General features: G+C 42.8%; 18 protein-coding genes, 1 other RNA gene and 4 pseudogenes. 14 read left to right on the top strand and 9 right to left on the bottom strand.

All coding sequences use genetic code 11. The features are described 5' to 3' along the window. Positions 1-4 precede the first annotated feature (4 nt). Together F986_RS10595 and F986_RS10590 are read right to left on the bottom strand one after the other, a co-directional pair. Entirely contained in the window at positions 5-3601 is a 3597-nt protein-coding gene (locus tag F986_RS10595; RefSeq protein WP_004694855.1) for an AAA family ATPase, read from the bottom strand. A 9-nt stretch (positions 3602-3610) separates the two neighbouring features. Further along, entirely contained in the window at positions 3611-4864 is a 1254-nt protein-coding gene (locus tag F986_RS10590) for an exonuclease SbcCD subunit D (protein ID WP_004694854.1), read from the bottom strand. Between the two features lie 397 nt (positions 4865-5261). Between F986_RS10590 and F986_RS10585 the strand changes: the two genes are divergently transcribed. The 3 genes from F986_RS10585 to F986_RS10575 all read left to right on the top strand — a co-directional run bounded on the left by F986_RS10585 (position 5262) and on the right by F986_RS10575 (position 8000). After that, positions 5262-6239 carry a GGDEF domain-containing protein gene (locus F986_RS10585; RefSeq protein WP_004694852.1) on the top strand — a complete coding sequence of 326 codons (978 nt, stop codon included), beginning with the start codon at positions 5262-5264 and terminating at the stop codon, positions 6237-6239. 334 nt (positions 6240-6573) lie between these two features. Beyond that, positions 6574-7020, top strand: a complete 447-nt coding sequence (locus F986_RS10580; RefSeq protein ID WP_004694849.1) for an ABZJ_00895 family protein — start codon at positions 6574-6576, stop codon at positions 7018-7020. A gap of 59 nt (positions 7021-7079) precedes the next feature. Then, entirely contained in the window at positions 7080-8000 is a 921-nt protein-coding gene (locus F986_RS10575) for a TIGR01777 family oxidoreductase (RefSeq protein ID WP_004694847.1), read from the top strand. A 7-nt stretch (positions 8001-8007) separates the two neighbouring features. Here F986_RS10575 and thiO read toward each other — a convergent pair whose 3' ends face one another. Together thiO and hemB are read right to left on the bottom strand one after the other, a co-directional pair. After that, on the bottom strand, positions 8008-9117 hold the full coding sequence (gene thiO / locus F986_RS10570) for a glycine oxidase ThiO (RefSeq protein WP_004694846.1): 1110 nt from the start codon (positions 9115-9117) through the stop codon (positions 8008-8010). Between the two features lie 27 nt (positions 9118-9144). Then, complete coding sequence (gene hemB, locus F986_RS10565) at positions 9145-10158, bottom strand: porphobilinogen synthase (protein WP_004694843.1); 1014 nt, start codon at positions 10156-10158, stop codon at positions 9145-9147. Positions 10159-10266: 108 nt separating this feature from the next. Here hemB and F986_RS10560 point away from each other — a divergent pair, with 108 nt between their 5' ends. The 3 genes from F986_RS10560 (at position 10267) to F986_RS10550 (ending at position 13699) form a co-directional block, all read left to right on the top strand. Beyond that, positions 10267-10764, top strand: a complete 498-nt coding sequence (locus tag F986_RS10560; RefSeq protein ID WP_004694841.1) for a thioesterase family protein — start codon at positions 10267-10269, stop codon at positions 10762-10764. 247 nt (positions 10765-11011) lie between these two features. After that, entirely contained in the window at positions 11012-12163 is a 1152-nt protein-coding gene (locus F986_RS10555; protein ID WP_004694838.1) for an HlyD family secretion protein, read from the top strand. Between the two features lie 6 nt (positions 12164-12169). Next, the gene (locus F986_RS10550) at positions 12170-13699 is read left to right on the top strand and encodes a DHA2 family efflux MFS transporter permease subunit (protein ID WP_004694836.1); all 1530 of its coding nucleotides are present in this window, start codon (positions 12170-12172) and stop codon (positions 13697-13699) included. 99 nt (positions 13700-13798) lie between these two features. On the opposite strand, the gene glpK is transcribed toward F986_RS10550, so the two are convergent. Beyond that, positions 13799-15283 carry a glycerol kinase GlpK gene (glpK, locus tag F986_RS10545; RefSeq protein WP_004694833.1) on the bottom strand — a complete coding sequence of 495 codons (1485 nt, stop codon included), beginning with the start codon at positions 15281-15283 and terminating at the stop codon, positions 13799-13801. A gap of 130 nt (positions 15284-15413) precedes the next feature. On the opposite strand from glpK, the gene ssrA reads away from it, so the two are divergent. The 5 genes and pseudogenes from ssrA (at position 15414) to F986_RS10525 (ending at position 18482) form a co-directional block, all read left to right on the top strand. Next, positions 15414-15772, top strand: a transfer-messenger RNA (tmRNA) gene (gene ssrA, locus F986_RS17925). Positions 15773-15955: 183 nt separating this feature from the next. Further along, positions 15956-16288, top strand: a pseudogene (locus tag F986_RS18720) (Arm DNA-binding domain-containing protein); the annotation flags it as partial. 1 nt (position 16289) lies between these two features. Next, positions 16290-17072 (top strand): annotated as a pseudogene (locus F986_RS10535) (YqaJ viral recombinase family nuclease); the annotation flags it as partial. Positions 17073-17295: 223 nt separating this feature from the next. After that, positions 17296-18177 (top strand): recombination directionality factor, encoded by an 882-nt coding sequence (locus tag F986_RS10530; protein WP_004694830.1) that lies wholly within the window; start codon positions 17296-17298, stop codon positions 18175-18177. A gap of 74 nt (positions 18178-18251) precedes the next feature. Beyond that, a complete protein-coding gene (locus F986_RS10525) occupies positions 18252-18482 on the top strand; it encodes a helix-turn-helix transcriptional regulator (protein ID WP_004694829.1) in 231 nt (76 codons plus the stop codon). A gap of 27 nt (positions 18483-18509) precedes the next feature. On the opposite strand, the gene F986_RS10520 is transcribed toward F986_RS10525, so the two are convergent. Both F986_RS10520 and F986_RS17920 read right to left on the bottom strand, forming a co-directional pair. Beyond that, the gene (locus tag F986_RS10520) at positions 18510-19106 is read right to left on the bottom strand and encodes a putative adenosine monophosphate-protein transferase Fic (RefSeq protein WP_004694827.1); all 597 of its coding nucleotides are present in this window, start codon (positions 19104-19106) and stop codon (positions 18510-18512) included. Between the two features lie 12 nt (positions 19107-19118). After that, on the bottom strand, positions 19119-19280 hold the full coding sequence (locus F986_RS17920) for a YhfG family protein (RefSeq protein WP_004694826.1): 162 nt from the start codon (positions 19278-19280) through the stop codon (positions 19119-19121). Between the two features lie 206 nt (positions 19281-19486). Between F986_RS17920 and F986_RS10515 the strand changes: the two are divergent. Beyond that, positions 19487-20293 (top strand): annotated as a pseudogene (locus F986_RS10515) (N-6 DNA methylase); the annotation flags it as partial. A 72-nt stretch (positions 20294-20365) separates the two neighbouring features. Here the strand turns inward: F986_RS10515 and istB are convergent. Then, positions 20366-21139, bottom strand: a complete 774-nt coding sequence (gene istB, locus F986_RS10510) for an IS21-like element ISAba8 family helper ATPase IstB (RefSeq protein ID WP_004694823.1) — start codon at positions 21137-21139, stop codon at positions 20366-20368. Next, complete coding sequence (gene istA, locus F986_RS10505; protein WP_004694821.1) at positions 21139-22158, bottom strand: IS21-like element ISAba8 family transposase; 1020 nt, start codon at positions 22156-22158, stop codon at positions 21139-21141. Before istA ends, istB begins: the two co-directional genes overlap by 1 nt. An 88-nt stretch (positions 22159-22246) precedes the next feature. Here istA and F986_RS10500 point away from each other — a divergent pair. Then, positions 22247-23014: pseudogene (locus tag F986_RS10500) on the top strand (N-6 DNA methylase); the annotation flags it as partial. Beyond that, positions 23014-24069 (top strand): restriction endonuclease subunit S, encoded by a 1056-nt coding sequence (locus F986_RS10495; RefSeq protein WP_004694817.1) that lies wholly within the window; start codon positions 23014-23016, stop codon positions 24067-24069. The pseudogene F986_RS10500 and the gene F986_RS10495, both read left to right, overlap by 1 nt. Positions 24070-24195 lie beyond the last annotated feature (126 nt).

The raw sequence follows: 24195 nt of genomic DNA, 5'->3' as shown, positions 1-24195 counted from the left end.
AAAATTATCCCACTACCTCAATGGTACTGGCACCTGCGCCCAAAGCTTTGACTTGGATTTGCACAGGAATACGTTCATGCATTTCTTGGATGTGTGAAATCAGCACCACCTTACGTCCTTGGTTTTGCAGTTGATCGAGAGCATTCATGACCATGTGCAGGGACGATGCATCTAAAGTCCCAAAGCCTTCATCAATAAATAGAGATTCGATTTTCATTGAGCCTGAGGCCATATTGGCAATGGCAAGAGATAGGGCAAGGGCAGTCAGGAACGACTCGCCCCCAGAGAGTGATGCAACAGAGCGGGTTTCTCCATCCATGTCATGATCAATAATGGCCAGACTCAGCGAATGTTCTAAACGTTTTAAGGTATAACGCTGTGAGAGTTGGTTGAGCTGTTGGTTTGCATGTTCCAGTAAAATATCGAGATTATATTGCTGCGCATAATCACGGAATTTTTTGCCTGTGGCATCTCCCATGAGGCCTGAAATTTTCCCCCAACGGTGTTCTTCCTGTTGTATGGCTTGAATCTGATCTGCAAATTGCTTTTGTTTTGCGACATTTTGCTGATGCAACTCGAGTTTGAGTTTGAGCTGATCGCGTATTTCAAGTTGTGTTTGTAGTGCCGCTTGATGCTCCTGCATTTGCTGTTGTAACTGTGCTGGGTCAATCTCAGGTTGATGGCCCAGATGTTCACTCAACTGCTCTTGCATAGTTTTCAATGCAGCATGTGCTTCATTTACTAGGCGTTCTGCATGCTGTAATTTCTGACGAATGTGCTGTTCCTGAGCCGAGTTAATTTGAGCCAGCGCATCTAAATCAGGCTTATGAAAATCAGGGTGCGCATTGAGCCAGTGTTGAAGGGTATTTTCTACTTGGCTGGCACTGGTCTGATTCTGCTGTAACTGGGCTTTGAGCTGTTCTAGCTGATTTTTTTCCTGTTCGAATTGATGGCGCAATTGCTCAAAATGTTGTTTCAGCTGTTGATAATGGCTTTGCATCTGCTGGCGATGTTGATCGTGCTGAATGAGCCATTCATTGGCTTTGATGTCAGTTAAGCCTGTCATTTGTTGGATTAATTGATTGGCTATTTCTGTATTTTGCTGTCCTCTTTGTTTGATCTCACTGAGCTGCTTGTTAGTTTCAGCGATGTGCCTACTGGTATTTTCGATATTCAGTTGATTGGTCTTGAACTGTTGTGTGGTTTGTTCGCATTGCTGACGCCATTGTTCCAACTGTTCCAGTTGTTGTGAACGGGTATTTAGACGTATCAAGATTTGCTGAGCGGTTTGGGTGGTCTGCTGTTGCCAAGCTGTTTTTTCAGCTTCAGATAAACACTGCACGATATGCTGAACTTGGTTGTGCAAACCGTTCGCTGTTTGTAGTAAATGTTCAATCTGTTGAATGTTTTGGATGCATTGTTGCTGGATTTTAATATTGTGTTGCAACAACTCAGATTGTTGTTTGAGTTGTTGCAAATTCAACTGATATTGCTGAGCCATTTGCATGAACTGAGTCTTCAATTCTGATGCTGTTAGGGTGAAGTCGAGTGCCATATTTGCTGTTTGACTGTGTGCGATTAACACGTGTTGCAAAGTACTAATTTTTTCAGAAAGTTGCTGAATTAAAGTTTGGCGTTGTTCTATTGCAGTATTCAGTTTAGTCAGCTGCTGCTGCGCTTGTTGCCAGCCATCAAAGCAATTTTGTTCTTTCAGTGTTGCCTGTTGTTCCTGCTGCTGTTGAAGCTCAAACAGGGCCTTGGAGAGCGCAGTATCTTCCACTTTATAAGGATGTGAGGTACTGCCACAGACTAAACAGGGTTCGCTGTCTTGGAGTGCTGAGCGTAAATCTGCGATATTTTCAGCATGTAAAAGTCGCTGCTGTTGCAAAACCTGTTGCAGTTGGATGCGTTCACTTTTGGCAGCCTGAAAGGCTTGTTCTGCTTGTTGGCTATTGTGTTGCACGGCTTTAAGCTGTGTTTTGGCATTGTCGAGTTGTACTTGCTGTTCTGTAGACTCAGCCTGCAAGTCAAAAAACTGCTGAATTTTTTGCTGAATCAGCTCGAATTGACTGAGTTGATTGATTTTTAACTCGCGTTGCTGCTGTGTCTGCTCAACTTTGATTTCAAGCTGTTCGATCGTCCCGAACTGTTGAATCGACTGCTGTAATTGTTGTTTTTCTGATGCTAGCCGATGTTCAGCCTGAGTACGTGGCCCGAGTTGATGTTCAATTTTTTGATATTGATGAATGAACTGTTCTAGCTGTTGAGTATGGGCGCTGAGACCTTTGTCTAGGTTTACAAACTGTTGTGAGCTTTCCAGTTGCTGCTTACACTCGGTTTGCTGTCGCTCAATGTGTTGAATCTGCTCTTCAAGCTTTTGTTGTTGCTGGCTTAGGGGCAGCTTAGACTGCTCTAAAGCCTGCAATTTTTCCTGAACTTTCTTAAACTCAGCCCCAATAAAATCACGTTCTTGAATACATTTACGCACCTCATTTAATGCAGCATGATGGGTACTTTCAAACTGTTGTAGTTTATTGACTGCCATTTCAGCTTGCGTAAATTGGACTTTTTCACTTTCAAATTTAAGTTGTAAATGATCGAACAGTTGTTGCTGTTGTTGAATACGGGGCGTCAGTTGCTGCACAGTTTGCTGTAACTGTTGTTGTTGGAATACCACAGCACGAATTTCTGAAAAGATCTCCAAACGAGCCAAATGTTCGCGCTCAGGAGTTAAATCTTGTTGTAACTTGCTTTGTGTATCGAAGAGTTGTTGTTTGCTAATGATTTCACTGTCGAGTTTATGTTTGCGCTCAAACCATTGTTGTTGTTTTTCCAGTTGCGACTTTTGAGCTTCAAGCTGTTTATAATCCCTGTCACACTGCTGAAACTGTGTCGATAATGCAGTGACTTGATCATCGGTCAACAGTTCAATATGACCCAGTACATTTTCCAGTTCTTTGCGCTGTGTGGCGACGGATTTGGTTTTCTCATAAGCCAGTTGACCAATTTTCCCAAAAATAGCGGAATTGGTTAGATATTCCAGCAACTCACCGCGTTCATTGTCCCGTGCTTTTAAAAAAACGGTGACCTCAGATTGGGCCAATAAAACGGCACGAGTAAATTGTTCAAAACTGAGCTGTGTGATGCGTTTGATATTTTCATCGACGGCTTTGGCTTTATCCGCAACCACAACACCATCGGTGACACATTTTAAAGAGCGCTGCACACTTTGCAGTTTTCCGTCTGCTTTTTCCCGTGAACGTTTTAATTCCCAACGCGCGATATAGCGCTTTTGGTCTTGTGCAATAAAGCATAGCTCGGCATAGCCATGTGCAGTGCCACGACGCAGTACGGTCAAGGGGGAGTTGGTAAGTAGCTCTGAGCCATCGACATCTTGAAGTTTGCCATCACTGTCTTTTAGCCGTGGAATACGGTTAAACAGTGCCAAACACATAGCATCTAAAATGGTGGATTTACCTGCGCCTGTTTTCCCTACAATGGCAATCAGGCCGGCACTGGCAAGGGGATCGCTTTCAAAATCAATCAGATGTTCGCCAGAAAGTGAAGCAAGGTTCTTAATTCGAATCGATAAAATATTCATACTAAACCTTTAAGCCTCTTGTTCATCTGCAAGGGATTGTTCTGCTTCACGCATTAAGCTCATGAAATCGTTTAACACTTCTGCATCATTGTGATAACCCTGTTTTTCCCAAATTTGCTGAAACAGTTTTTCTGGTGTAGGTGGCTCTAAACTCACTTTAGTGGGTGCATTGGGGTCTTGCTCAGTCGCTAAATATTGACGTGAAATACGGACTAAACGATAACGGTCTTTGGGTAGAGCCTCTTCGAATTGTTGTCTTAAATTGGGCTGCGGTGGAACAGCAGTATGGTATTCAATATCAACATATTCACGTTGATCAAGGTCTTGGATAGCGCCTTGAGGCAATGCTTGCAGTTTCTCCAATACCTCATTGAGTTCACCGCGTATTTTATGCAGTTGAATGCTTCGTGGTATCGCTAAAACATTCAACTGAAAACGGGAGGTATCATTTCGTGTGGGATCAAGTATCACTTCAACAACTTGATGTTTATAGTTAATTTCACTAAAGGACAGAGGGATCGGTGAACCACTATAGCGGATATGCTCTTCACCGACTTTTTGCGGTTTATGCAAATGCCCGAGTGCCACATAGTCAATGATTTCATCAAATAATGTCGTGGAGAGTGCTTCTTCATTCCCAATTATAATAGGACGCTCAGAGTCAGAGGTTTCGCCGCCTTGCATATGTGCATGAGACATTAAAATCAGGGCTTGATCCGTTGTTTTTCGAGCTTTAGCCTCGGCGATCAATTGTTGATGCAAATAGGCAATCGCGTTTTTGCTATTGGTGGTGTGTTCATTAAAGCCTGTAATTTCAGCAGGACGTAAAAAGGGCAGGCTCAGACACCATGCCACAGTATTTTGTTGCTCATCTAAAATTGGCACCAATAAGTGCTCAAGATCGATCTGCTGTTGACTATTTTTATGAATCACTCCCACCGCTTTGGCATTGTATTTGGCCAATAACGGTTCAACTTGTTCAATGCGGTAGCCTGAGTCGTGGTTGCCTGCAATCATCAGGGTTTGCATATGCGGTGCACGTGCATGCGCATCTGCTAAGAACTGATAGAGTTGCTTTTGTGCGGACGATGCAGGGTTGATGACATCGAAAATGTCTCCTGCAATCAAAAGCGCATTTGGCTGTCTTGCACTGATTTGTTCCAGTAACCATGCTAAAAACTGTTCATGTTCATACTGACGGGAATGGTTATAAAAAAACTGTCCCAAATGCCAATCAGATGTATGAAAAAAACGAACAGCCATAGATACCCCAAGCTCAAAGCGCAATAGAGCTATAAGCTAACATAAATCAAAATTATGCGATGGATAATTGTCGCTACGACGACAATCTTTGACCTGATAGTTGAGTGCCTATTTTTAAGTTGAATTGCACAGAAAAACTATTGAGCGATTATGTGAAAAAGAATGTGATGGGTTTATTTGATTAACACCATAGTAAAAAGATAAATTTTGATTAAAAAATGTTCTTTTAATGGGGTATTATGTAATTCTGTGAAATTGTATATCGTGTCGAAGTCGTAAATGAAATGTGAACATCGATCACGGATTCAATTTTGAGACTTTATAAGAATGATTTATGCAGAATGTCTAAAAAATAAGTTATGCCTTGAATAGGACAGGGTATAAGGAGAACATAACTATGTCTGATTCTATTTTCAGTTCGCCTCGTATTGTTAATGATCTGGTGTATAAGACGCTGATTGAATCAACACTTGCTATTCCTTGGAGTATTGATTGGGGTACCAAAAAGTTTAGTTATATTGGCCCACAAATTGAAAAAGTGCTGGGTTGGAAGCAAGACTCGTGGAGAACAGTCGAAGATTGGGCGATGCGAATGCATGAAAATGATCGTGCATGGGTGGTTGATTTTTGTGTGGCGCAGTCGATTTCTGGGGTTGATCATGAGGCGGATTATCGCGCACTGACCATAAATGGAGAATATATTTGGATTCGCGATGTGGTGCATGTAGTGCGCAAACCCAATGGGGAAGTCGATAGTTTGGTTGGATTTATGTTCGATATTTCAGAGCGTAAAAAACAGGAACAAGAGTTAGAAATACTGAAAAAACAACTGGAAGAATATTCGTATCAAGACGGTCTGACGGGGATTGCCAACCGTCGCTTCTTTGAAGATAGCTACCAACGTGAGTGGCTCAATGCCCAGCGTGAACAGCAACCTTTGACCCTCATGTTATTGGATATCGATTATTTTAAACAATACAACGATCATAATGGTCATCTTCTCGGTGATGCTTGTCTGAAACAAATTGCACAAATACTGAAAAAAAGTGTCTCACGACCACGTGATTTGGTCGCACGTTTTGGCGGGGAAGAGTTTGTTTTGATATTGCCTGATACAACACAAGCGTCTGCAATTGAAGTGGTGGAGCGTATTTTACAGAGTATCCGTACCGCTGATATTTGCCATAGTACATCACCATTGGATCAGCGTTTATCGGTCAGTTTAGGGGTGAAGACCATTATCCCAACCCAGAAAAATGACAAAATGGCCTTTTTAAAAGAGGTCGATCAGAATCTGTATTTGGCCAAAGAGCGGGGACGTAATGGTTATGTCATTCAGGATGCAGAAGACGTCCAGCACTTAAACTCATATTAACTTTTAAGGGCTTCTTGATCTATTGAGGTGGGGGAGCACTGAAAAATCAGTCCTCAAAAAAATAAAGACCGACGATTCGAGTGATGATGAAATCGTCGGTCAAAGAAAACTGCTTCACGCTTAAATGTCGGCTGCTGACAACATTTAAATTTGGAGCCAATCTTATTGCTCTAGGAAAGGTCACCGTACGTATTGTGGATGCCGGTACAATGTTGACGGTTGCTGCGACCTTGTATCCTATTTAACGCACATCAACTTCGATTGGTTGACATGAAAATGAAAAAAAACTGAATTTTTTTTATAATGATTTTTTGGTTGGGTTTAAAGTAGCGCTATGATTTCGCTAACACGATATTTTCTCTGGTTTTTTTTCATATGTTTTGTCTTTAGTTGTGTCTGTGGTGTACTCGCTGCTCTACTTCCGACAGGGATGGGAGCAGTATTAACGGCTGTACCTTATTTGGTGGCCATGATTTGGGTTTTACTTAAATTTATTAAGCAGCAGCGCCGTGCGCCAACCCAAGCAGAGCGGAAGAAATTCACTTTAGGTTTTAGTCTGATTTTTTGGAGCTATAACTTTGCCTTTCTCATGTTAGGTTTATTTATCTTTGCGCAGGGAGATGCTGAAGTTTGGCAAAACTTTATGCTCTACGTCCAACAACCGCAATTTATCAGTATGGTGGTGATTCTGATTTTATTGATCGCGATTCCGCTGTATGTGCTGACGTACTGGTTTTATGGCAAACAAGCAGAGCGTATGGCAGCAAAAATAATCGATTAATCGTAAAGCTTTCTTCTAAATGCTATAGTTTGATCAAAAGCATCATTTGAGATCACGCTATGCAAAAAGAACGTGTATTGGTGACAGGAGCAAGTGGTTTTATTGGTTCAAACTTGCTCGATTATTTATTAGAAAAAGATTATGAAGTGATCGGCTTAAGCCGACAGAAAAATTTGCCTAAAATTCACCCACATTTGACTTGGATTCGAGCTTTAGAAGAACTCATGCATGATCGCATTGATTATGTGGTGAATTTGGCTGGGGAAAGTATTGCTCAGGGGCGTTGGACAGATGCCCGCAAACAAAAGCTGATTGCCAGTCGTGTTGAAACCACGACAATGCTCTATCAATATCTCGCTATAAGAAAGATTCAACCGAAATGTATTATTTCAGGTTCAGCGGTGGGTTATTACGGTATTGATTCGACTGAACAATGGTCAGAGTGTTGTAATGAGCAGTCAGCGCCGCAGTCTATTTTTATGTCAGAGTTGTGTCAAAAATGGGAACAATCTGCACGGCAAGACACGTCGCAAAATACCAAAATTATTCGTTTAGGCGTAGTCTTTGGACGTGGGGCTGGCATTTTGCCGCAAATGTTGTTTCCGATCAAAATGAACTTATGTGGGCGTATCGGTTCGGGGCGGCAACCTGTGGTCTGGGTGCATATTCAAGACGTGCTGCGAGCGATTGAGTTTTTAATGTTGCATGAAACGACTGAGCAAGTTTTTAATGTCGTCAGTCCAGAAAAAGTTACCCAGTCAGCATTTGCACAAACTGCAGCGCAAATTCTAAAACGTAGACCTGTACTTTCTTTACCAGCTTTTGTGCTGAAGTTACTTTTAGGCGAGCAGTCTCAACTGGTGCTGAATGGTCAATTTGTTCGCCCCGAAGCATTGAAAGCACAGGGGTTTGAGTTTAAATATCCCACTTTAAAAGAAGCCTTGATCCACATTATTCAACCGCAAAATTTAGCCAAGTAGCGTTTGATCAAGCAAAGCTTACCAAACGCTCAGGACTATAGGCACTGGCGTTAACCGTTAAGCTTTGAGCCAACATCAATTCGCGTAGCAGTCGAGCAGATGCAGGCCCCATACATAGACCATTTCTATAGTGACCGAAATTTGCCCAGAGATTGGCTATTTCAGGGAAGGGGCCGATATAAGGAACACCCGTTGGTGAACTTGGGCGTAGACCTGCCCAATGTTTCACAATTGGGAAATCGGCCAGTTCAGGCACCATGTCCAAACAGGCTTTATAAATATTTTGCTGGGTCTGTAGAGAAGGACGTTGGTCAAAACCGACATCCGCCATGCTTGAACCACAAACGATATGACCATCCAAACGTGGAATCAGATACATAACCTGATTCATACACATGGTTGGTAGCCAATTTTCAGGGGTTTTAAATAGTAACATTTGCCCTTGTACGGGGTTCACTGGAATGCGGCATTGGAGTTGTTCGGACCAGTGCTGTGACCATGCGCCTGTTGCAATCACCACATGATCTGCATGGTAGCTTTGTCCATCAGCAGTTTTTATCCCTTGAACTTGCTGATTGAACATGTCAAAGGTATGTACCCACGCTTGCTCATGAAAGGTGACTTGTGGCTGCCGTTTGAGGTATTCCACAATTGACTTGAGCAGTCGCGGATTACGGACATTGGCCAATTGTGGAAAATGGATGGCTTGTTGAAAGCGCGTCGAAATGCGGGAATTGACCTGTTCCAGTTGTTCGCGTTGCAAAAGCTCACAATGTTGCATCGGTTCTTGATGTTGATCTTTATAATTTAGGCCAATGTCAAAATCAGCTTCATCAAAAATCAGCATACCTGTTTCATGGATTTCAAAATCTATCCCCGAAATAGGGCTGATTTTTTCATTCCACGCTTGATACATGCTTTTGCCATATTTGGCGAGGTCATTGACACTTTGTGGATAGCGCCACGGGTACATCGGGGAAAGAATCCCTCCACCTGCCCATGAAGCCGCTTGTCCCGCTTGCTGTTGGTCAAAAATCTCAACAGAACAACCGTGTTCAATCAGCTCAAGCGCTGTCAGTAAACCACTGATTCCCGCGCCAACGATGGCAATATGCATTGCAACTCAATCCTTCTAAACGCGCTGTTATTTCATATCTTTTAGTTTTAGTGCAGCTTCTTCTGCAAAATAGGTCCAGATGCCATCTGCACCCGCGCGGCGGCAGCTCATCAGTGATTCAATAATCACGCTGTCCGATAACCAGCCGTTTTGGATGGCCGCTGCGAGCATGGCATATTCGCCACTGACTTGGTAAACGAAAGTCGGCACACCGAAGTTGTCTTTGACTTCACGGACAATGTCCAAATACGGCATACCCGGTTTCACAATCACCATGTCAGCCCCTTCTTGAATATCAAGGGCAATTTCATGTAATGCTTCTGCGCGGTTGCCGACATCCATTTGATAGTTGTATTTATTGCCGCCTTTGAGATTGCTGGATGAACCGACCGCATCACGGAAAGGGCCATAGAAGCTCGATGCATATTTTGCTGAATAGGCCATGATTGAGGTGTAGATATGACCATTGGCTTCAAAGGCTTGGCGAATCGCACCGATACGTCCATCCATCATGTCACTTGGTGCAAAGACATCTGCTCCAGCTTCAGCGTGGCTTAACCCTTGTTTGATCAGTGCTTCAACGGTTTCGTCATTGAGTACATAACCTGTTTCATCAATGATGCCGTCTTGACCATGCGTGGTATACGGGTCAAGTGCCCCATCGGTAATCAGTACCATTTCAGGTAATTCTTTTTTGAGCAGACGTAGCGTGTTTTGAACCACACCATCTTCACGCCATGCCGCTTCGGCACTTAAGCTTTTATCTTCTTGAGGAGTCACTGGAAATAGCGCCAGTTTCGATACACCAAGTTCAAGTAAACGTTCCGCTTTTTTTAAGAGTAAGTCCGCAGATAGGCGCTGCACCTTCGGCATACTAGGAATGTCTTGCGTCTGGTTCTGTCCCGGCAGGACAAAGACTGGATAGATAAGATGATCTGTCGTTAAATGGGTCTCGCGAACCATAGAGCGCAGATGTTCATTTTTACGAATACGGCGCATGCGAGTAGCGGGGAAGGCGGGACGATTGAACGTATAGGTCATACAAATCTCGATAATCGGTATTAAACTAGGTCAGTATTGTAGACCTATCTTATGGCTTTGGGCACATATTGACGGGTTTTTATTGTTTTAAGAGTGAAGCAGATTGTTATGAGTAGTGGTGAAAAAAGCTGGACGGGCAGCATACACTTAGGAGCAAAAGTGGATATTGATGTGGTTTTTGAGCAGTTGGTTAAGGCTTTTAATGCGTCGCCATTTTTTAAGCACAACACCATGACTATGCGAGTCGTTGACGGGCAAATTGAAGCCTATATCGATATGCAAGATTACTTAATTGGCAATGTTGCGTTCCAAATTCTACACGGAGGCGTGGCTGCAACGGTTTTGGACAGTATTGGTGGCATTGTGGCGATGGGAGAGCTGTATAAAAAAGCGGAACCTGACACGATTGCGGACACCATTAAAAAAGTATCCCGTTTAGCTACAGTCGATATGCGGGTCGATTATCTCGCGCCGGGACGTGGAAAATATTTTATTGCCCGTGCTGAAACCCTAAGATTAGGGCGAAAAGGCTGCACCATGCGCATGACCATGGTCAATGATGAAGGCAAATCGATTGCCACAGCGATTGCTTCTTATGCTTATTAGTTTTAAATTAATTAAGTCTTTAATATTCAAGTGAAATTTATAGCATCCAATAGGAAGTTGGATGCTGAAAACTAAAATAGACTGAGCAGTTACAATTTATTTTCTCAAAATGTGATTATTTGCTCTTAGAATGCATCAAATTTTATTGTGACTTTCTCATCGACACCAATGCAGACAATACTTGTCTGATGTCCCTTTCGTAGGGATGATGCCGGCTGACCAAGTCTGTTAGATTTAGGAAAAATCAATGACAGATGCCCCAAATACACTGCCAGATACTGATCCAGCCGATCAAATCAATGATCAAGCACTGAAAGCTAAACGTAAGAAAGGCTTAGGTTTCGTGGCTGTGATCCTGATCATTGCTGCCATTTTATTTTTGATTTGGAAACTGTTCTTTAACCATTCGGTTTCAACTGATAACGCTTATGTGGGCGCGGAAACGGCCTCGATTACCTCTATGGTGACAGGCCAAGTTGAAAAAGTGTTGGTCAGTGACACGCAAACTGTAAAGCAAGGCGATGTGTTGGTTTTGGTCGATCATCGTGATGCCGAAATTGCTGTAGCCCAAGCTCAGGCCGAATTACTTAAAGCACAGCGCCAGTATAAACAAAGTGCGGCCAACAGCAGCTCTCTAAACTCGCAAGTCTTTGTGAGTGATGACGCCATTCATAGTGCTGAAGCACAAGTGGCTAAAGCCAAAGCGGAGTTAGATAAAGCGCAAGATGACTTGAATCGTCGTCAGCAGTTGAGTGCGACAGGCGCGATTTCTAAAGAAGAATTAAGCACGGCACAAGCTGCTTTAAATAATGCGCAAGCAGGCTATAACTTAGCGCAAGCGGGTTGGGCGCAGGCTAAATCCAGTCAGAAAGCTGCGCAAAGTAACTTGGCTGCAAATGAAGCTTTAATTCAAGGCAGTAATGAAAATTCGACCCCCGATGTTTTAGTTGCTCAAGCAAAACTGAAACAAGCTTTACTTGATTTAGAACGTACTGAAATTAAAGCACCATTTGATGGGGTGGTGACGAGCCGAAAAATTCAAGTTGGACAGCGTGTGGCGCCGGGTTCGGTGCTTATGGTGGTGGTTCCAATTTCACAGTTATATGTGGACGCGAACTTTAAAGAAAGCCAGCTTGAAAACGTACGCCCAGGTCAAAAGGCAGTTTTAACCTCAGACTTGTATGGCGAATCGGTTGAGTTCCATGGCACGGTCTTGGGCTTTTCTGGTGGAACAGGTTCTGCCTTCGCGCTGATTCCTGCACAAAATGCCACAGGCAATTGGATTAAAGTGGTACAGCGTTTGCCTGTGCGTATTCAACTCGACCCGAAAGAATTGGCTGAACATCCTTTACGTGTTGGCTTGTCGATGGAAGCTCAAATCGATTTGAAATCGAAGTAGTTGCGCATGAATAGCTACGTTCCCTATGGTGACTTAAAGGGTGGTCGCCTGATGCTGGCGGCTTTCGTCCTCGCTTTGGCCAACTTTATGGTCGTGCTGGACATGACCATTGCCAATGTTTCTGTGCCTCATATTACGGGAAGCCTTGCAGTATCGAGTTCGCAAGGAACATGGGTGATTACCTCTTATGCCGTGGCTGAAGCGATTTGTGTCCCCTTAACAGGCTGGCTCGCAGGTCGTTTTGGCGGCGTGAGAGTTTTTACCTTAAGTCTGATTGGCTTCACCATATTTTCGGTATTTTGTGGTTTATCGACAAGTTTAGAAATGTTGGTTTTCTGCAGAATTGGCCAAGGTTTATTTGGTGGCCCGATCATGCCGCTCAGTCAGATGTTACTGATGCGGATTTTTCCTCCAGAAAAGCAATCCCAAGCGATGGGCATGTGGGCAATGACGACAGTGGTTGGCCCAATTCTTGGTCCAATTTTAGGGGGAACCATCAGTGACAACATGTCTTGGCATTGGATTTTCTTTATTAATATTCCTGTTGGGATCGCATGTGCTTTTGCAGCGATGCGTCTGCTTAAACCTGCGGAAACCGCAACGGCCAAACTCAAAATTGATCGCGGTGGATTGATCCTCCTGATTTTATGGATTGGGGCATTACAGCTCATGCTCGATCTGGGGCATGAACGTGATTGGTTTAATAGCCCTGCGATCGTGGTACTGGCTTTAACGGCTGTGATTGGCTTGGTGATTTTTACCATTTGGGAGCTGACCGAACGGCATCCAGTGGTGAATATCCAAATCTTTAGATACCGTAGTTTCACGATTTCTGTCTTGGCACTGGCCTTTGGCTTTGGCGCATTTTTTGGCAGTATTGTACTGATTCCGCAGTGGTTACAGATCAATTTGGGTTATACCGCAACTTGGGCTGGTTATTTAACCGCAACCATGGGTTTTGGTAGTTTAGCCATGTCACCCATTGTGGCGAAATTGGCAACCAAATATGACCAACGTGCACTGGCCAGTTTTGGTTTGAGCATCTTGGGCGGGGTGACTTTGATGCGTTCGTTCTGGACCACAGATGCTGACTTTTTTGCATTGGCACTTCCGCAAATCTTGCAGGGCTTTGCTGTACCATTTTTCTTTATCCCATTATCAAACATGGCACTGTCATCGGTATTACCACATGAAATGGCATCTGCCGCAGGTTTAATGAACTTCTTAAGAACCATGGCAGGGGCGATAGGCGCATCTATTGCTGTCACTATTTGGGACGACCATACTAAAGTTGCACGTAGTGAAATGGTCGGCAGTTTGCATGCAGATCAAACTCAGTCGGTGTTGATGCAGCAGGGAATGAGCGCGGAAGGTGCATTAGGCTATATTTCTAGTTTGGTGGATAAAGAAGCGTTGACCTTGTCGGCAAACTATATTTTCCTGATCTTGGCTTTGGTGTTTCTATTTGCAGCATCCATTATTTGGCTCTGCCCTAAGCCTAAAATAGGGGCAGGCGGTGGTGGACATGCGCATTAGGGTAATAAAAAACCGCTTTTAGAAGCGGTTTTTTATTCTACATGTTATGCAGTTTTATGATGTTTTTGATATTTCAAAATAATAGAGATATTTAAATAATCAAAGTTCTGACTTTGCGCGCTTTAAGGCAGATTGCCATTGTTGCAAATGAAACTCACGTTGATCTGGACTCATTTTCGGTTCAAAGGCACGTTCAAGCTGCCAAGACTGGGCAATTTCGTCCAAACTTGAAAATACGCCAGACCTTAAGCCTGCCATGGCCGCCGCGCCCCATGCGGTCGACTCCTGCATCTTAGGGCGTAGTACAGGCACATTTAAAATATCGGCTTGAAACTGCATGAGCATGTCATTTTGACTGGCGCCACCATCGACGCGGAGCTCTTTCAGCGGCTGCTGAATATCGGCTTGCATGGCAGTCAGTACATCCGAGACTTGAAAGGCAATGGATTCTAAGGCTGCACGGGCGATATGAGCCTTATTGGTGCCGCGTGACATTCCACATAAGAGGGCACGCGCTTCACTGTCCCAGTGTGGCGCACCGAGTCCAGTAAAGGCAGGAACCAGCATGACGCCATCGGTATCTTTAACTGTACAAGCTAATTTTTCAACATCGCTACTTTTTTGAATAATGCCTAAATTATCCCGTAGCCACTGAACAATCGCACCTGCCATAAATACACTGCCTTCTAGGGCATAAGTGGTGTGATTTTGCGTTTTCCAACCCAGTGTCGAAAGCAGTTTGTTTTTACTGTATTGAACGGTCTCGCCTGTATTGAACAGCATAAAACAACCTGTGCCATAGGTGTTTTTTGCAGTTCCAATGTCAAAACAGGACTGTCCAAACAGTGCAGACTGCTGGTCGCCTAATATGCCTGTGATCGGAATATTGGCACCGAGCAAGCCTGCCGCGGTATCTGCGACGTAGGTATCTGAGTTGATGATTTTTGGCAGTAATGCAGGTGGAATATTAAATAGATCTAAGAGCTCTTCATCCCACTGCTGCGTACTTAAGTTCATGAGCATGGTGCGAGAGGCATTGCTGACTTCGATGACATGTTGAGCACCTTGGGTAAGATTCCAAATCAGCCAACTATCAATCGTGCCAAAGGCCACATGCCCCTGTTCAGCCAGTGTGCGTAGACCATTGACATGCTCAAGTAACCAGACCAATTTTCCTGTACTAAAGTAAGGGTCAATTCGGAGTCCGGTTTTGGATTGAATCTTATCTTTTAAGTTTTGCTGTAGGAGCTGATTGCACCATTCAAATGCGCGACGGTCTTGCCAGATAATGGCTGGTGCAAGCGGCTGTCCTGTACGTTTATCCCATACGACAGTCGTTTCTCTTTGGTTAGTAAGACCAATGGCTTTGATGTCTTTGGCTAAAATACGAGCAGAAGCCAGAGCCTGCTGTACAACAGCAATTTGTGAGCTCCAAATCTCTTGGGCATCTTGTTCTACCCAGCCTGATTGGGGGGTATGTATACGTGTTTCGCGTTGCGCCGTTGCCTGAACTTGACCTTGTTCATTGAAAATAATGGCACGACTCGAAGTGGTTCCTTGGTCGAGTGCAAGTAAGTAGCTCATAAATTATTTTATTGTTGGACTTGAAAACCAAAATATTAGCGCAATTATGTAATTAAGCGCATCAATATGTGTGTTTGTTTAGAAAATAGATCGTATTTTCTAGCAACTATGCTATGATTGCCGCTACTTTGGGGGTGTTTCTGGCTTCGACGCTGGTGATGAAACTCATAGATGCATGTCGAGAGCGCATTTTCTCTCGTAAATCAAATTTGCATTTTTTAGTCGCAAACGACGAATCATACGCTCTAGCTGCCTAAGGGCAGCTTGTCCGCCTCTCCGAATACTTGTGGTTAGAGAGTCCGACTGAAGCGCACGCACACAAGTCCGTATAAAACCAAGCCTCGGGGTTTTGTACTAAATTAAGAGGATCGCGATTTGTACCCTGTTCGTCGGGTCACAAAGAGTTAAAACAATAGACGATATCTAAGCATGTAGTATTCTCGAGCGTAGTGCTGGCGGACGCGGGTTCAACTCCCGCCACCTCCACCAAAATTCAATTCAGAGCTGTTCGACTGAATGTAAAAAAGCCTTTAAACTCAATGTTTAAAGGCTTTTTTATTGGCTGTATTGTCCGATACTGTCCTAAGCGATTTGACCCTATTTTTGCTTTGTGTGGGTCAATATTGGGACAATTTGACCCACTAAATAAGTTTAATTAAGTGGGACAAAGATATGTCACTAACTGATGTGATGTGTAAAAAAGTGCAGCCTCAAGAAAAACAGTATCGCCTTTCTGATACTAACGGTCTCTCTTTGCGAATCGATCCGATTGGGAAAAAATATTGGTCTATTCGATATACCGAAAATGGGCAAAGGAAGTCAAAAGCATTAGGTGTATATCCCGAGCTGAGCCTAAAACGTGCAAGAGAGATAGCGCTTGATCTAAGGTATAAACTCAAAAATACGGTTGAGGCCGAAGTGATGCAGCCTCATTTTCAAGAGGTTGCAGAAGATTGGTTTAATAATCAAAAAGAAACATGGTCATCTAAACACATTAGCAATGTTCTTATATTGGGGAAAACGCTTAGAGCCGCTGGTGGCGGAATACTACAGTATGCATACCCAGTACAAAGTGCGTCGCGTCAATGCAGTACTCCAACATCCAGATCCAGACAAACATTTCATGCTGGCTAATTTGGATTATTCAGTGGTGGGTAATGCAGATGTGCAAATTCTGGAATGTAAAACCGCAGGTGAACATGGTGCCAAACTTTGGCGAGATGGTATCCCGCTGTATGTACTTTGTCAGGTACAGCATCAGCTGGCGGTGACTGGAAAAAAGGCAGCACATGTTTGTGTACTGATCTGTGGGCATGAAACACGTATCTTTAAAGTCACCCGTAGTGAATCGGTGATTCAACATATTGTAAATGCAGAACGTTACTTCTGGGACTGTGTTGAAAAGGATATTCCACCTGATGCCGATGCCAGTGAATCCGCAGCCAAAGCATTGCAACTACTATATCCAGCACATGTGCCACTTAGTGTTGAAGATTTAAGTCATGACCCACATGCCAATCAGTTGTTTGACCAGCTCATCAAAATGAAAGCCGATCTTCAAGATCAGCAAGAACACTTTGATCAACTGAAACATCAAATCCAAATGCTAATGAAAGACAACGAACGTGCGGTGTTTAGCAGAGGTTCGGTGGTCTGGAAAAAAGCAAAAGATACGATCAGTCTCAATACCAAAACATTGATCGAACATCAACCTGAGCTAATACAGCAATATCCACTGCACAAGCAGGGCAGTCGTCGATTCAATATCTTTACTGATGCTGAATCTTGATCTAAGCGCCTGCATAAAAAAATCGGCAAAGCAGCCCCTTCGCCCCTCCTTCAAAGAAGAAAGGGCATTGGACAGCTTTGCCAGATCGATTGACCGATGCACAACAGACTCCTGTAGTCATTGCTTGATGTGTCTTGCTTGACGCTATCAAAGAATGACGTAAGAGCAGGTGCTTCAATACATTCGGCTGATCAGTATAAAAATGAATAGAAGGAATATCCCCATGATTAAAGGTTTAGTGATTACACCGCCGGTACTCGGACGAATCAGTATCGGAAAAATTGTAGAAAAGAACGGCAAGCGTCTACCTGAAAAGGATGACCAATTCACCATCACCAGCCAAATCCAGAACAAGGAGGGTTGGGTGAAACATCCTTTAGATGAGCAACTTCGAGTTAAAGCCCCTAGCCAAAAACTCAGAACCATTCCAGTACGGATGATCTTTAATGATCCCGAACTGAACTTACGTGCGGAATACAGCTTATTTGATCGGCAGACGGGGCGACCTGTTTGCATGGGCAATGGTGAAACCTGTCAACGCTTAACCAATCAAGGCGTAGAGCAACATCCATGTCCATCTCCAGATTTATGCGCTTTGGCACAAGGCGGATTGTGTAAGCCCTATGGTCGTCTGTATGTAAATTTGGATGAATCGGATGAGTTTGGCAGCTTTGTTTTTAGGACCACAGGCTTTAATAGTATCCGAACTTTGGCAGCACGGTTGCGGTATTACCATGCTGCATCGAATGGCTTGCTGTCATGCCTGCCGTTGCAATTGACCCTTCGAGGCAAATCCACGACACAAAGCTATCGTACCCCTGTGTACTACGTGGACTTAACCCTACGTGAGGGGATTCACTTACAAGAGGCGATTCAAATGGCTAAGGAGATAGATCAGAAAAGTAAGTTGGCTGGATTTAATCAAAATGCTTTAGATCAGATTGCTTTACAGGGTTATGGGAATTCGCAGTTTGAGGTGGATAGTGAGGATGGCATGAATGTCGTTGAGGAGTTTTATCAAGGAGAGGAAGGTCAGCCAACAGATGAGAACAGAGTGTTTAATATCCAGCAGGGATTGCAAGGATCAGTCACGGCGTTGAATTGAACTGGGTAAAACCTTACAGGAATCCCGTATCTCATGAGCGAGTTGCTCGTCACCATGAGATAGGAGTACATATCATGAATGCATTTGTTGGCCAAACTTTTCAAATAAATCAGCTGATCAATATACATCAAGTAGTAGAAATAGTAGGTGTAGCACGTTCGACAGTTTATGCAATGATGGATGAATATTCACCGTATTATGATCCAACTTTTCCAAAGAAAGTAAAGATCACCCAAAACCGTATCGGCTGGTCAGCTTTTGAGATCCATCAATGGATTGAAAGTAAGTTGGCGAGTCGTGAATAATTGGGGAGCTACTGCTCCCTTATTTTTTCATTCAGGAATGACGATACATTCCTTGAAAATTTGAACTAATCCGTCTAAGTGTCCATAGAACCCTTCAACATTAGCTTGAATCCAACGTTCCTGAGATTCTATTTGAGACCAATCAACACCATAACCACAATAGGCGAGAAGATGTTCAAAGAAAATGCGCTGAGTGCGTCCATTACCTTCGCGGAAGGGATGAATGACATTAAGTTCACAATAAAAATCGGCAAGCTGCATAATAAGCTTTTGCTTTTCAATATGTTGAAAATAGTTTTGAGATTGAAGTTGTTTAAAAAGCTTATTAGCTTCAACTTCAATACGACTAAAAGTACAAAAGCGTGTATCACCTTTTGAAATATCAACTTGCCTAAGTTCACCAGCCCATTCATAAAGGTCTGAAAATAAGGAGTAGTGTATGTTTTTTAGGTATTGGAGATCGTAAGGTGGTTCAGTATATTCAATGTGTAAACTGGCATATTCAGATAGCTCTAATTCGGCCTGCTCCAAAATTTTTTCATCTTGGATATGTAATTTGTTTTTGAGAATACTAGAGTTTGGATAACAGTAAAGACTGTCTCCCATTTCACCATATTTATCCATCAAATCACCAAATTATGATTCTGAAAGCTTTTTATACTTTTGTAGGATTTGGTCTTTGCTTAAAGTTGAAGTAGTTGTTGAAGGAGAAAGACCTTCAAGTTTTAGGCTAGCCCGATAATTCTGTAAGCGTGTTGCTTGAATATATTTTTTTTTCTGTTCAATTGTCTTAAGCACGTTGAGGCTCCTTAAGTCCAAAAATTTTAATCAGTATATCAGATTTGACTTATATCAAATGGCGGCAGTCAAAAAATAAAAATGTTGTTGTGGTTAAATTTAATTGCGACAATTCATGTCCTTTTCCACCTTTTTACTGCTGCATGTTTTAGAATTTTAGGTAAAATCATTTTATTAATGATTTACTTATTTGGAATTCTATAACAATGACCCAGGTGCAACTGCAACAGCTACAAAAACAACTCTGGAATATTGCCAATACGTTACGTGGCACGATGGGTGCAGATGAATTCCGTGATTACATCCTCGGCTTTATTTTCTTTAAATATTTATCGGAAAAGTCGGTTAATTTTGCTAATGAATTGCTGGATGGCGAAGACATCAGCTTTTTAGAGCTGGATGAAAACAATCCTGAGCATGTGCCTTATATCGAAGAAATCAAAAAGAATGCCATTGCAGAAGTCGGTTATGCACTCACGCCAAAACAACTATTCCATACCTTAGCTGAGCGTGGCCGTCAGGGCGAATTCATTCTGGATGATTTAACTGCAACCTTAAAATCGATTGAGCAAAGTACCTTAGGTACCGATTCTGCCGATGACTTTGCCAATCTGTTTGAAGATCTGGATCTGAATTCGACCAAGCTCGGCAACAATGCCAGCGACCGTAATGCACTGGTGGCGAAAGTCCTGAGTCATCTGGATGATATTGATTTTGATATTAGTAATACCGAAGCCGATGTACTGGGGGATGCTTACGAATACCTGATTGGTGAATTTGCCTCAGGCGCGGGCAAAAAAGCGGGGGAATTCTATACGCCACAAACGGTATCGACTTTACTGGCGAAGATTGTCACCCAAGGCAAAGACCGTTTACGTTCAGTCTATGACCCGACTTGTGGTTCAGGTTCATTATTGCTTCGGGTAAAACGTGAAGTGAAAGATGTCGATATGATTTACGGTCAGGAAATGAACCGTACCACTTACAACCTGGCACGCATGAACATGATTCTGTCAACGGCATTCTAAAATTGACCCCTTTTACCTTTCAAATGGCAAAGTAAAATTGACCCCTTTGATCGCGTATTAAGTTTCAACCTGGGGCTGAATCCCAATTCTTTTTTTATCCTTCAAACGATAACTCTCACCCGATATCTGTACCACATGACAGTGATGTAATAGCCGATCTAACATCGCAGCGGTCAACGTAACATCATCCGCAAATGACTTAGACCATTGGCTAAAGGGTAAGTTACTCGTCAATATCGTACTGCCTTTTTCATAACGCTTGGCAATCACATTAAAGAACAAATTCGCTTTTTCACGTCCAAACGGTAAATAACCAATTTCATCGATAATCAGTAACTTTGGTCCCAGTACCGCACGCTGCATATAGGTTTTCAATTTACCTTGCTGATAGGCTGTACTCAGTTGCAGCATTAAATCCGCTGCGGTAATGAACTTGATCTTAATGTTGTTCATGATGGCCTTATAGCCTAATGCCATAGATAAATGCGTTTTTCCTACTCCGCTAGCCCCGAGAAATACCACATTTTCTGCTCTAGCAATAAAGCTCAGATTGAACAGTTCAATCACCTGTGATTTAGGGGCCCCTAGGGCATAATTAAAATCATAGTCTTCCAGGGTTTTGACTTGAGGTAGGCCTGAGAGTTTCATCAGTACCTGCTGACTGCGCTGTTGCCTGGCAGCATATTCATGCGTCAAGATCGCTTCAACAAAGTCGGCATAACTTCCATCCTGACCTAATGTTTGTTGTGCATGATGTGACCATTGTGATGCGATGGCAGGCAGATTGAGCTTTTGGCAAAGTTGCTCTATACGGTCGTATTGCAGATTCATCAGGAAACTCCCAGCAACTGGTCATATACCGATAAGGGATGCTGCAAACTCTCGTAGGGCATGACATGCTCTGCTGCTGCAACAGGTACAGTGCTGGAACCTGTATCTGATTGCGGTAATGGCGTAAATTTTTGCTGCTCCTGTTGCAGTCGAACAGCCGGTTTTTCTTGCGTGGTGGCATGAATCCGCTGATTGGCGGTTTCATGCAGCCACCGGCCAATGTGGGCATTGGCGACATCAACATCTAACAGTAAACCCGAAGTCTTCAGGCTTGCTTTCAATGGCACAATAAAGCTTGATTTGAGGTATCCATTAAAGCGTTCAACTTTGCCTTTGGTCTGTGCACGGTAGGGCTTACATACGCGGGGACGAAAGCTGTATTTCTTGGCGCAGTCGAGCAGTTTGGGGTTCCATTTATGCTGCCCCTCCTGATAGGCATCCCGTTCAATCATGATCGTTTTAGCGTTATCAAACAGGATTTCCTGAGGTACTCCTGCAAAGAACTGAAATGCATTTTCTAGACCATCGATCCATGCATCGGTACGTTCATGATCATAAAATTTCACGAAAGTCGCTCTGGAATACCCTAATGTTGCGACAAAGGCTTTTAAAGTCGTGTTGTTGCGTCGAATTGTCGTGAAATCTACCTGCATTTGTTGGCCAGGTTGGGTTTCAAAACGAATGATCGGTTCCGGTTTGGCAACTGGTTTTAATGTTGCAAGATATTCCCTCAAGATCCTGATCTTTCCTGGATATCCCAACCTTAAAATTTCCTGGTAGAGCACGACAGCAGGAATCCATTCAGGATGAGCTGCATTTACACGATGGAGTAAATAGGGTTTATATGGGTCAAGGATACTTATTCTAGGCTGTATACGCTGATACTGAGGTGTGGTGTTTTGCCGTAAATATTTACGTACGGTATTTCTGGACACCCCCAGTTCACGACTAATGGCTTTAATAGATTTACATTGTTGATGAAGTATTTGGATTGTCACTGCTTGCTCCAAAGTTAACATGTTGAGCAGTCCAAAATGACCGCTATATTAACCAAGGGGGTCAGTTTTTAAATGCCATTAGGGGGTCATTTTTACACTGCCGCTAACAATTCTGCATGATGTGCATTTTGCCAAATTCGACATCAAGCAGGAAAACACCTTAACCCGTCCGCAGCATCTGGATAAAAAATTTGATGCAGTAGTGGCCAATCCACCATTTTCAGCCAACTGGTCAGCCGATCCATTATTTTTACAGGATGAACGCTTTGCTGCTTATGGCAAACTGGCGCCAAGTTCTAAAGCCGATATGGCTTTTGTACAGCACATGCTGTATCAACTGGATGATAACGGCACCATGGCGGTGGTGTTGCCGCATGGCGTGTTATTCCGTGGATCCAGTGAGGGCGTGATTCGTCAGTATCTGATTGAGCAGATGAATGTGGTGGATACGATTATTGGTCTGCCGGCCAATATTTTCTATGGCACTTCGATTCCGACCTGTATTCTGGTACTGAAGAAAAACCGTGAGCATAGCGGCAATATTCTGTTTATTGATGCCAGCAACGAGTTTGAAAAGCAGAAGAATCAAAACAAGCTGTTGCCAGAGCATCTGGAAAATATTATTGCAGCGGTTGAAAACCGTCAGGATATTGAAAAATACGCTCATGTAGCAACTTTACAGGAAGTCAAAGACAACGATTACAACCTGAATATTCCGCGTTATGTGGATACCTTTGAAGCGGAAGCCGAGATTGATCTGGATGCGATTGCCCAACAGCTTCAAGCTTTGGAACACGACAGCCAAAAAACCGATGCCATCATTTCAGATTTTTGCAAAGAGCTAGGTATTGCTTCACCATTTGTGGAGGTGAAGTAATGGCTGTGCCAAAGTTAAGATTTAAAGAGTTTGATGGTGATTGGACGAGTAAGCAATTAGGAAAAATTATTGGAATTTCCTCAGCATCTCGTGTTTTTAAAGAACAATGGCAGGATTCTGGCGTTCCATTCTTTCGTACTAGTGATGTAGTTTCTATTTTCAAGAATAAAGAAAATGAAAAAGCATACATTTCTTTAGAGTTATTTGAAGAACTAGCTAAAAAATCAGGAAAAATTAAGCAAGGTGATTTATTGGTTACTGGCGGAGGGAGTATTGGTATTCCTTACCTAGTTCCAAATGATCAGCCTCTTTATTTTAAAGATGCCGATTTACTTTGGATGAAATCGTCAGGAATTGTTGAAGGATCTTTCCTTTATAATTTTTTTATTAGTCCTAAATTTAGAGAGTATTTAAAAAGTATTTCTCATACTGGAACAATTTCTCATTTTACGATTGAGCAAGCTAAAGCTACACCTTTTGGTTTCCCATCCAAAGAAGAACAAACCAAAATCGCCTCTTTCCTTTCCGCAGTCGATGAAAAGATTAGCCAACTCACGCAAAAACATGCGCTACTCAGCCAATATAAACAAGGCATGATGCAAAAGCTGTTTAGCCAGCAGATTCGTTTTAAAGCGGATGATGGAAGTGAGTTTGGGGAGTGGGAGGAAGTTAGACTTGGAAATTTAGTTGATTTAACTTCTGGTTTTGCATTCAAAAGTGATTTTTTCTCGGAAGATGGAAATAAATTAATTACTCCAAAAAATTTTACGACAACAGGTAAGGCTAATTTTACCGATACAAATACAAAATGGACTACTGAAATATCTGATAAGAAGTATATTTGTAGACCAAATGATTTATTGGTTTTGCTAACTGATTTAACTCAGTCATGTGAGCTTTTAGGGAAGCCGATTTTATTAAGTCAAGACGATGGAAATGTACTTTTAAATCAGCGAATCGTTAAAATCATTCCTAATAGAAAACTAGAGAAACCATTTTTACTTTATTTGTTACTTACGGACGATTTCCACGAGTTAATTGTTTCTACAGCTTGAACCGTACCGGGTTTGTCGGAGACTTTTTATTTAAGTTAGGCCACCTGACCTAACTGGTTAATTTTATCATAGTACATTGCTTCAAAATCAAAAGGTGATACATAATCTAGCGCACTATGTACACGT

This window comes from Acinetobacter johnsonii CIP 64.6 (assembly GCF_000368045.1).
Classification (GTDB): domain Bacteria; phylum Pseudomonadota; class Gammaproteobacteria; order Pseudomonadales; family Moraxellaceae; genus Acinetobacter; species Acinetobacter johnsonii.
Note: the sequence above shows the minus strand (reverse complement) of the source record. Positions and strands in the feature narration are given on the sequence as shown.

Excerpts from the sequence above, each read along its gene's own strand:
- F986_RS10595 (WP_004694855.1), bottom strand. The coding sequence starts at position 3,601 with ATGAATATTTTATCGATTCGAATTAAGAACCTTGCTTCACTTTCTGGC.
- F986_RS10590 (WP_004694854.1), bottom strand. The coding sequence starts at position 4,864 with ATGGCTGTTCGTTTTTTTCATACATCTGATTGGCATTTGGGACAGTTT.
- F986_RS10585 (WP_004694852.1), top strand. The coding sequence starts at position 5,262 with ATGTCTGATTCTATTTTCAGTTCGCCTCGTATTGTTAATGATCTGGTG.
- F986_RS10580 (WP_004694849.1), top strand. The coding sequence starts at position 6,574 with ATGATTTCGCTAACACGATATTTTCTCTGGTTTTTTTTCATATGTTTT.
- F986_RS10575 (WP_004694847.1), top strand. The coding sequence starts at position 7,080 with ATGCAAAAAGAACGTGTATTGGTGACAGGAGCAAGTGGTTTTATTGGT.
- thiO (WP_004694846.1), bottom strand. The coding sequence starts at position 9,117 with ATGCATATTGCCATCGTTGGCGCGGGAATCAGTGGTTTACTGACAGCG.
- hemB (WP_004694843.1), bottom strand. The coding sequence starts at position 10,158 with ATGACCTATACGTTCAATCGTCCCGCCTTCCCCGCTACTCGCATGCGC.
- F986_RS10560 (WP_004694841.1), top strand. The coding sequence starts at position 10,267 with ATGAGTAGTGGTGAAAAAAGCTGGACGGGCAGCATACACTTAGGAGCA.
- F986_RS10555 (WP_004694838.1), top strand. The coding sequence starts at position 11,012 with ATGACAGATGCCCCAAATACACTGCCAGATACTGATCCAGCCGATCAA.
- F986_RS10550 (WP_004694836.1), top strand. The coding sequence starts at position 12,170 with ATGAATAGCTACGTTCCCTATGGTGACTTAAAGGGTGGTCGCCTGATG.
- glpK (WP_004694833.1), bottom strand. The coding sequence starts at position 15,283 with ATGAGCTACTTACTTGCACTCGACCAAGGAACCACTTCGAGTCGTGCC.
- F986_RS10530 (WP_004694830.1), top strand. The coding sequence starts at position 17,296 with ATGATTAAAGGTTTAGTGATTACACCGCCGGTACTCGGACGAATCAGT.
- F986_RS10525 (WP_004694829.1), top strand. The coding sequence starts at position 18,252 with ATGAATGCATTTGTTGGCCAAACTTTTCAAATAAATCAGCTGATCAAT.
- F986_RS10520 (WP_004694827.1), bottom strand. The coding sequence starts at position 19,106 with ATGGATAAATATGGTGAAATGGGAGACAGTCTTTACTGTTATCCAAAC.
- istB (WP_004694823.1), bottom strand. The coding sequence starts at position 21,139 with ATGAATCTGCAATACGACCGTATAGAGCAACTTTGCCAAAAGCTCAAT.
- istA (WP_004694821.1), bottom strand. The coding sequence starts at position 22,158 with ATGTTAACTTTGGAGCAAGCAGTGACAATCCAAATACTTCATCAACAA.
- F986_RS10495 (WP_004694817.1), top strand. The coding sequence starts at position 23,014 with ATGGCTGTGCCAAAGTTAAGATTTAAAGAGTTTGATGGTGATTGGACG.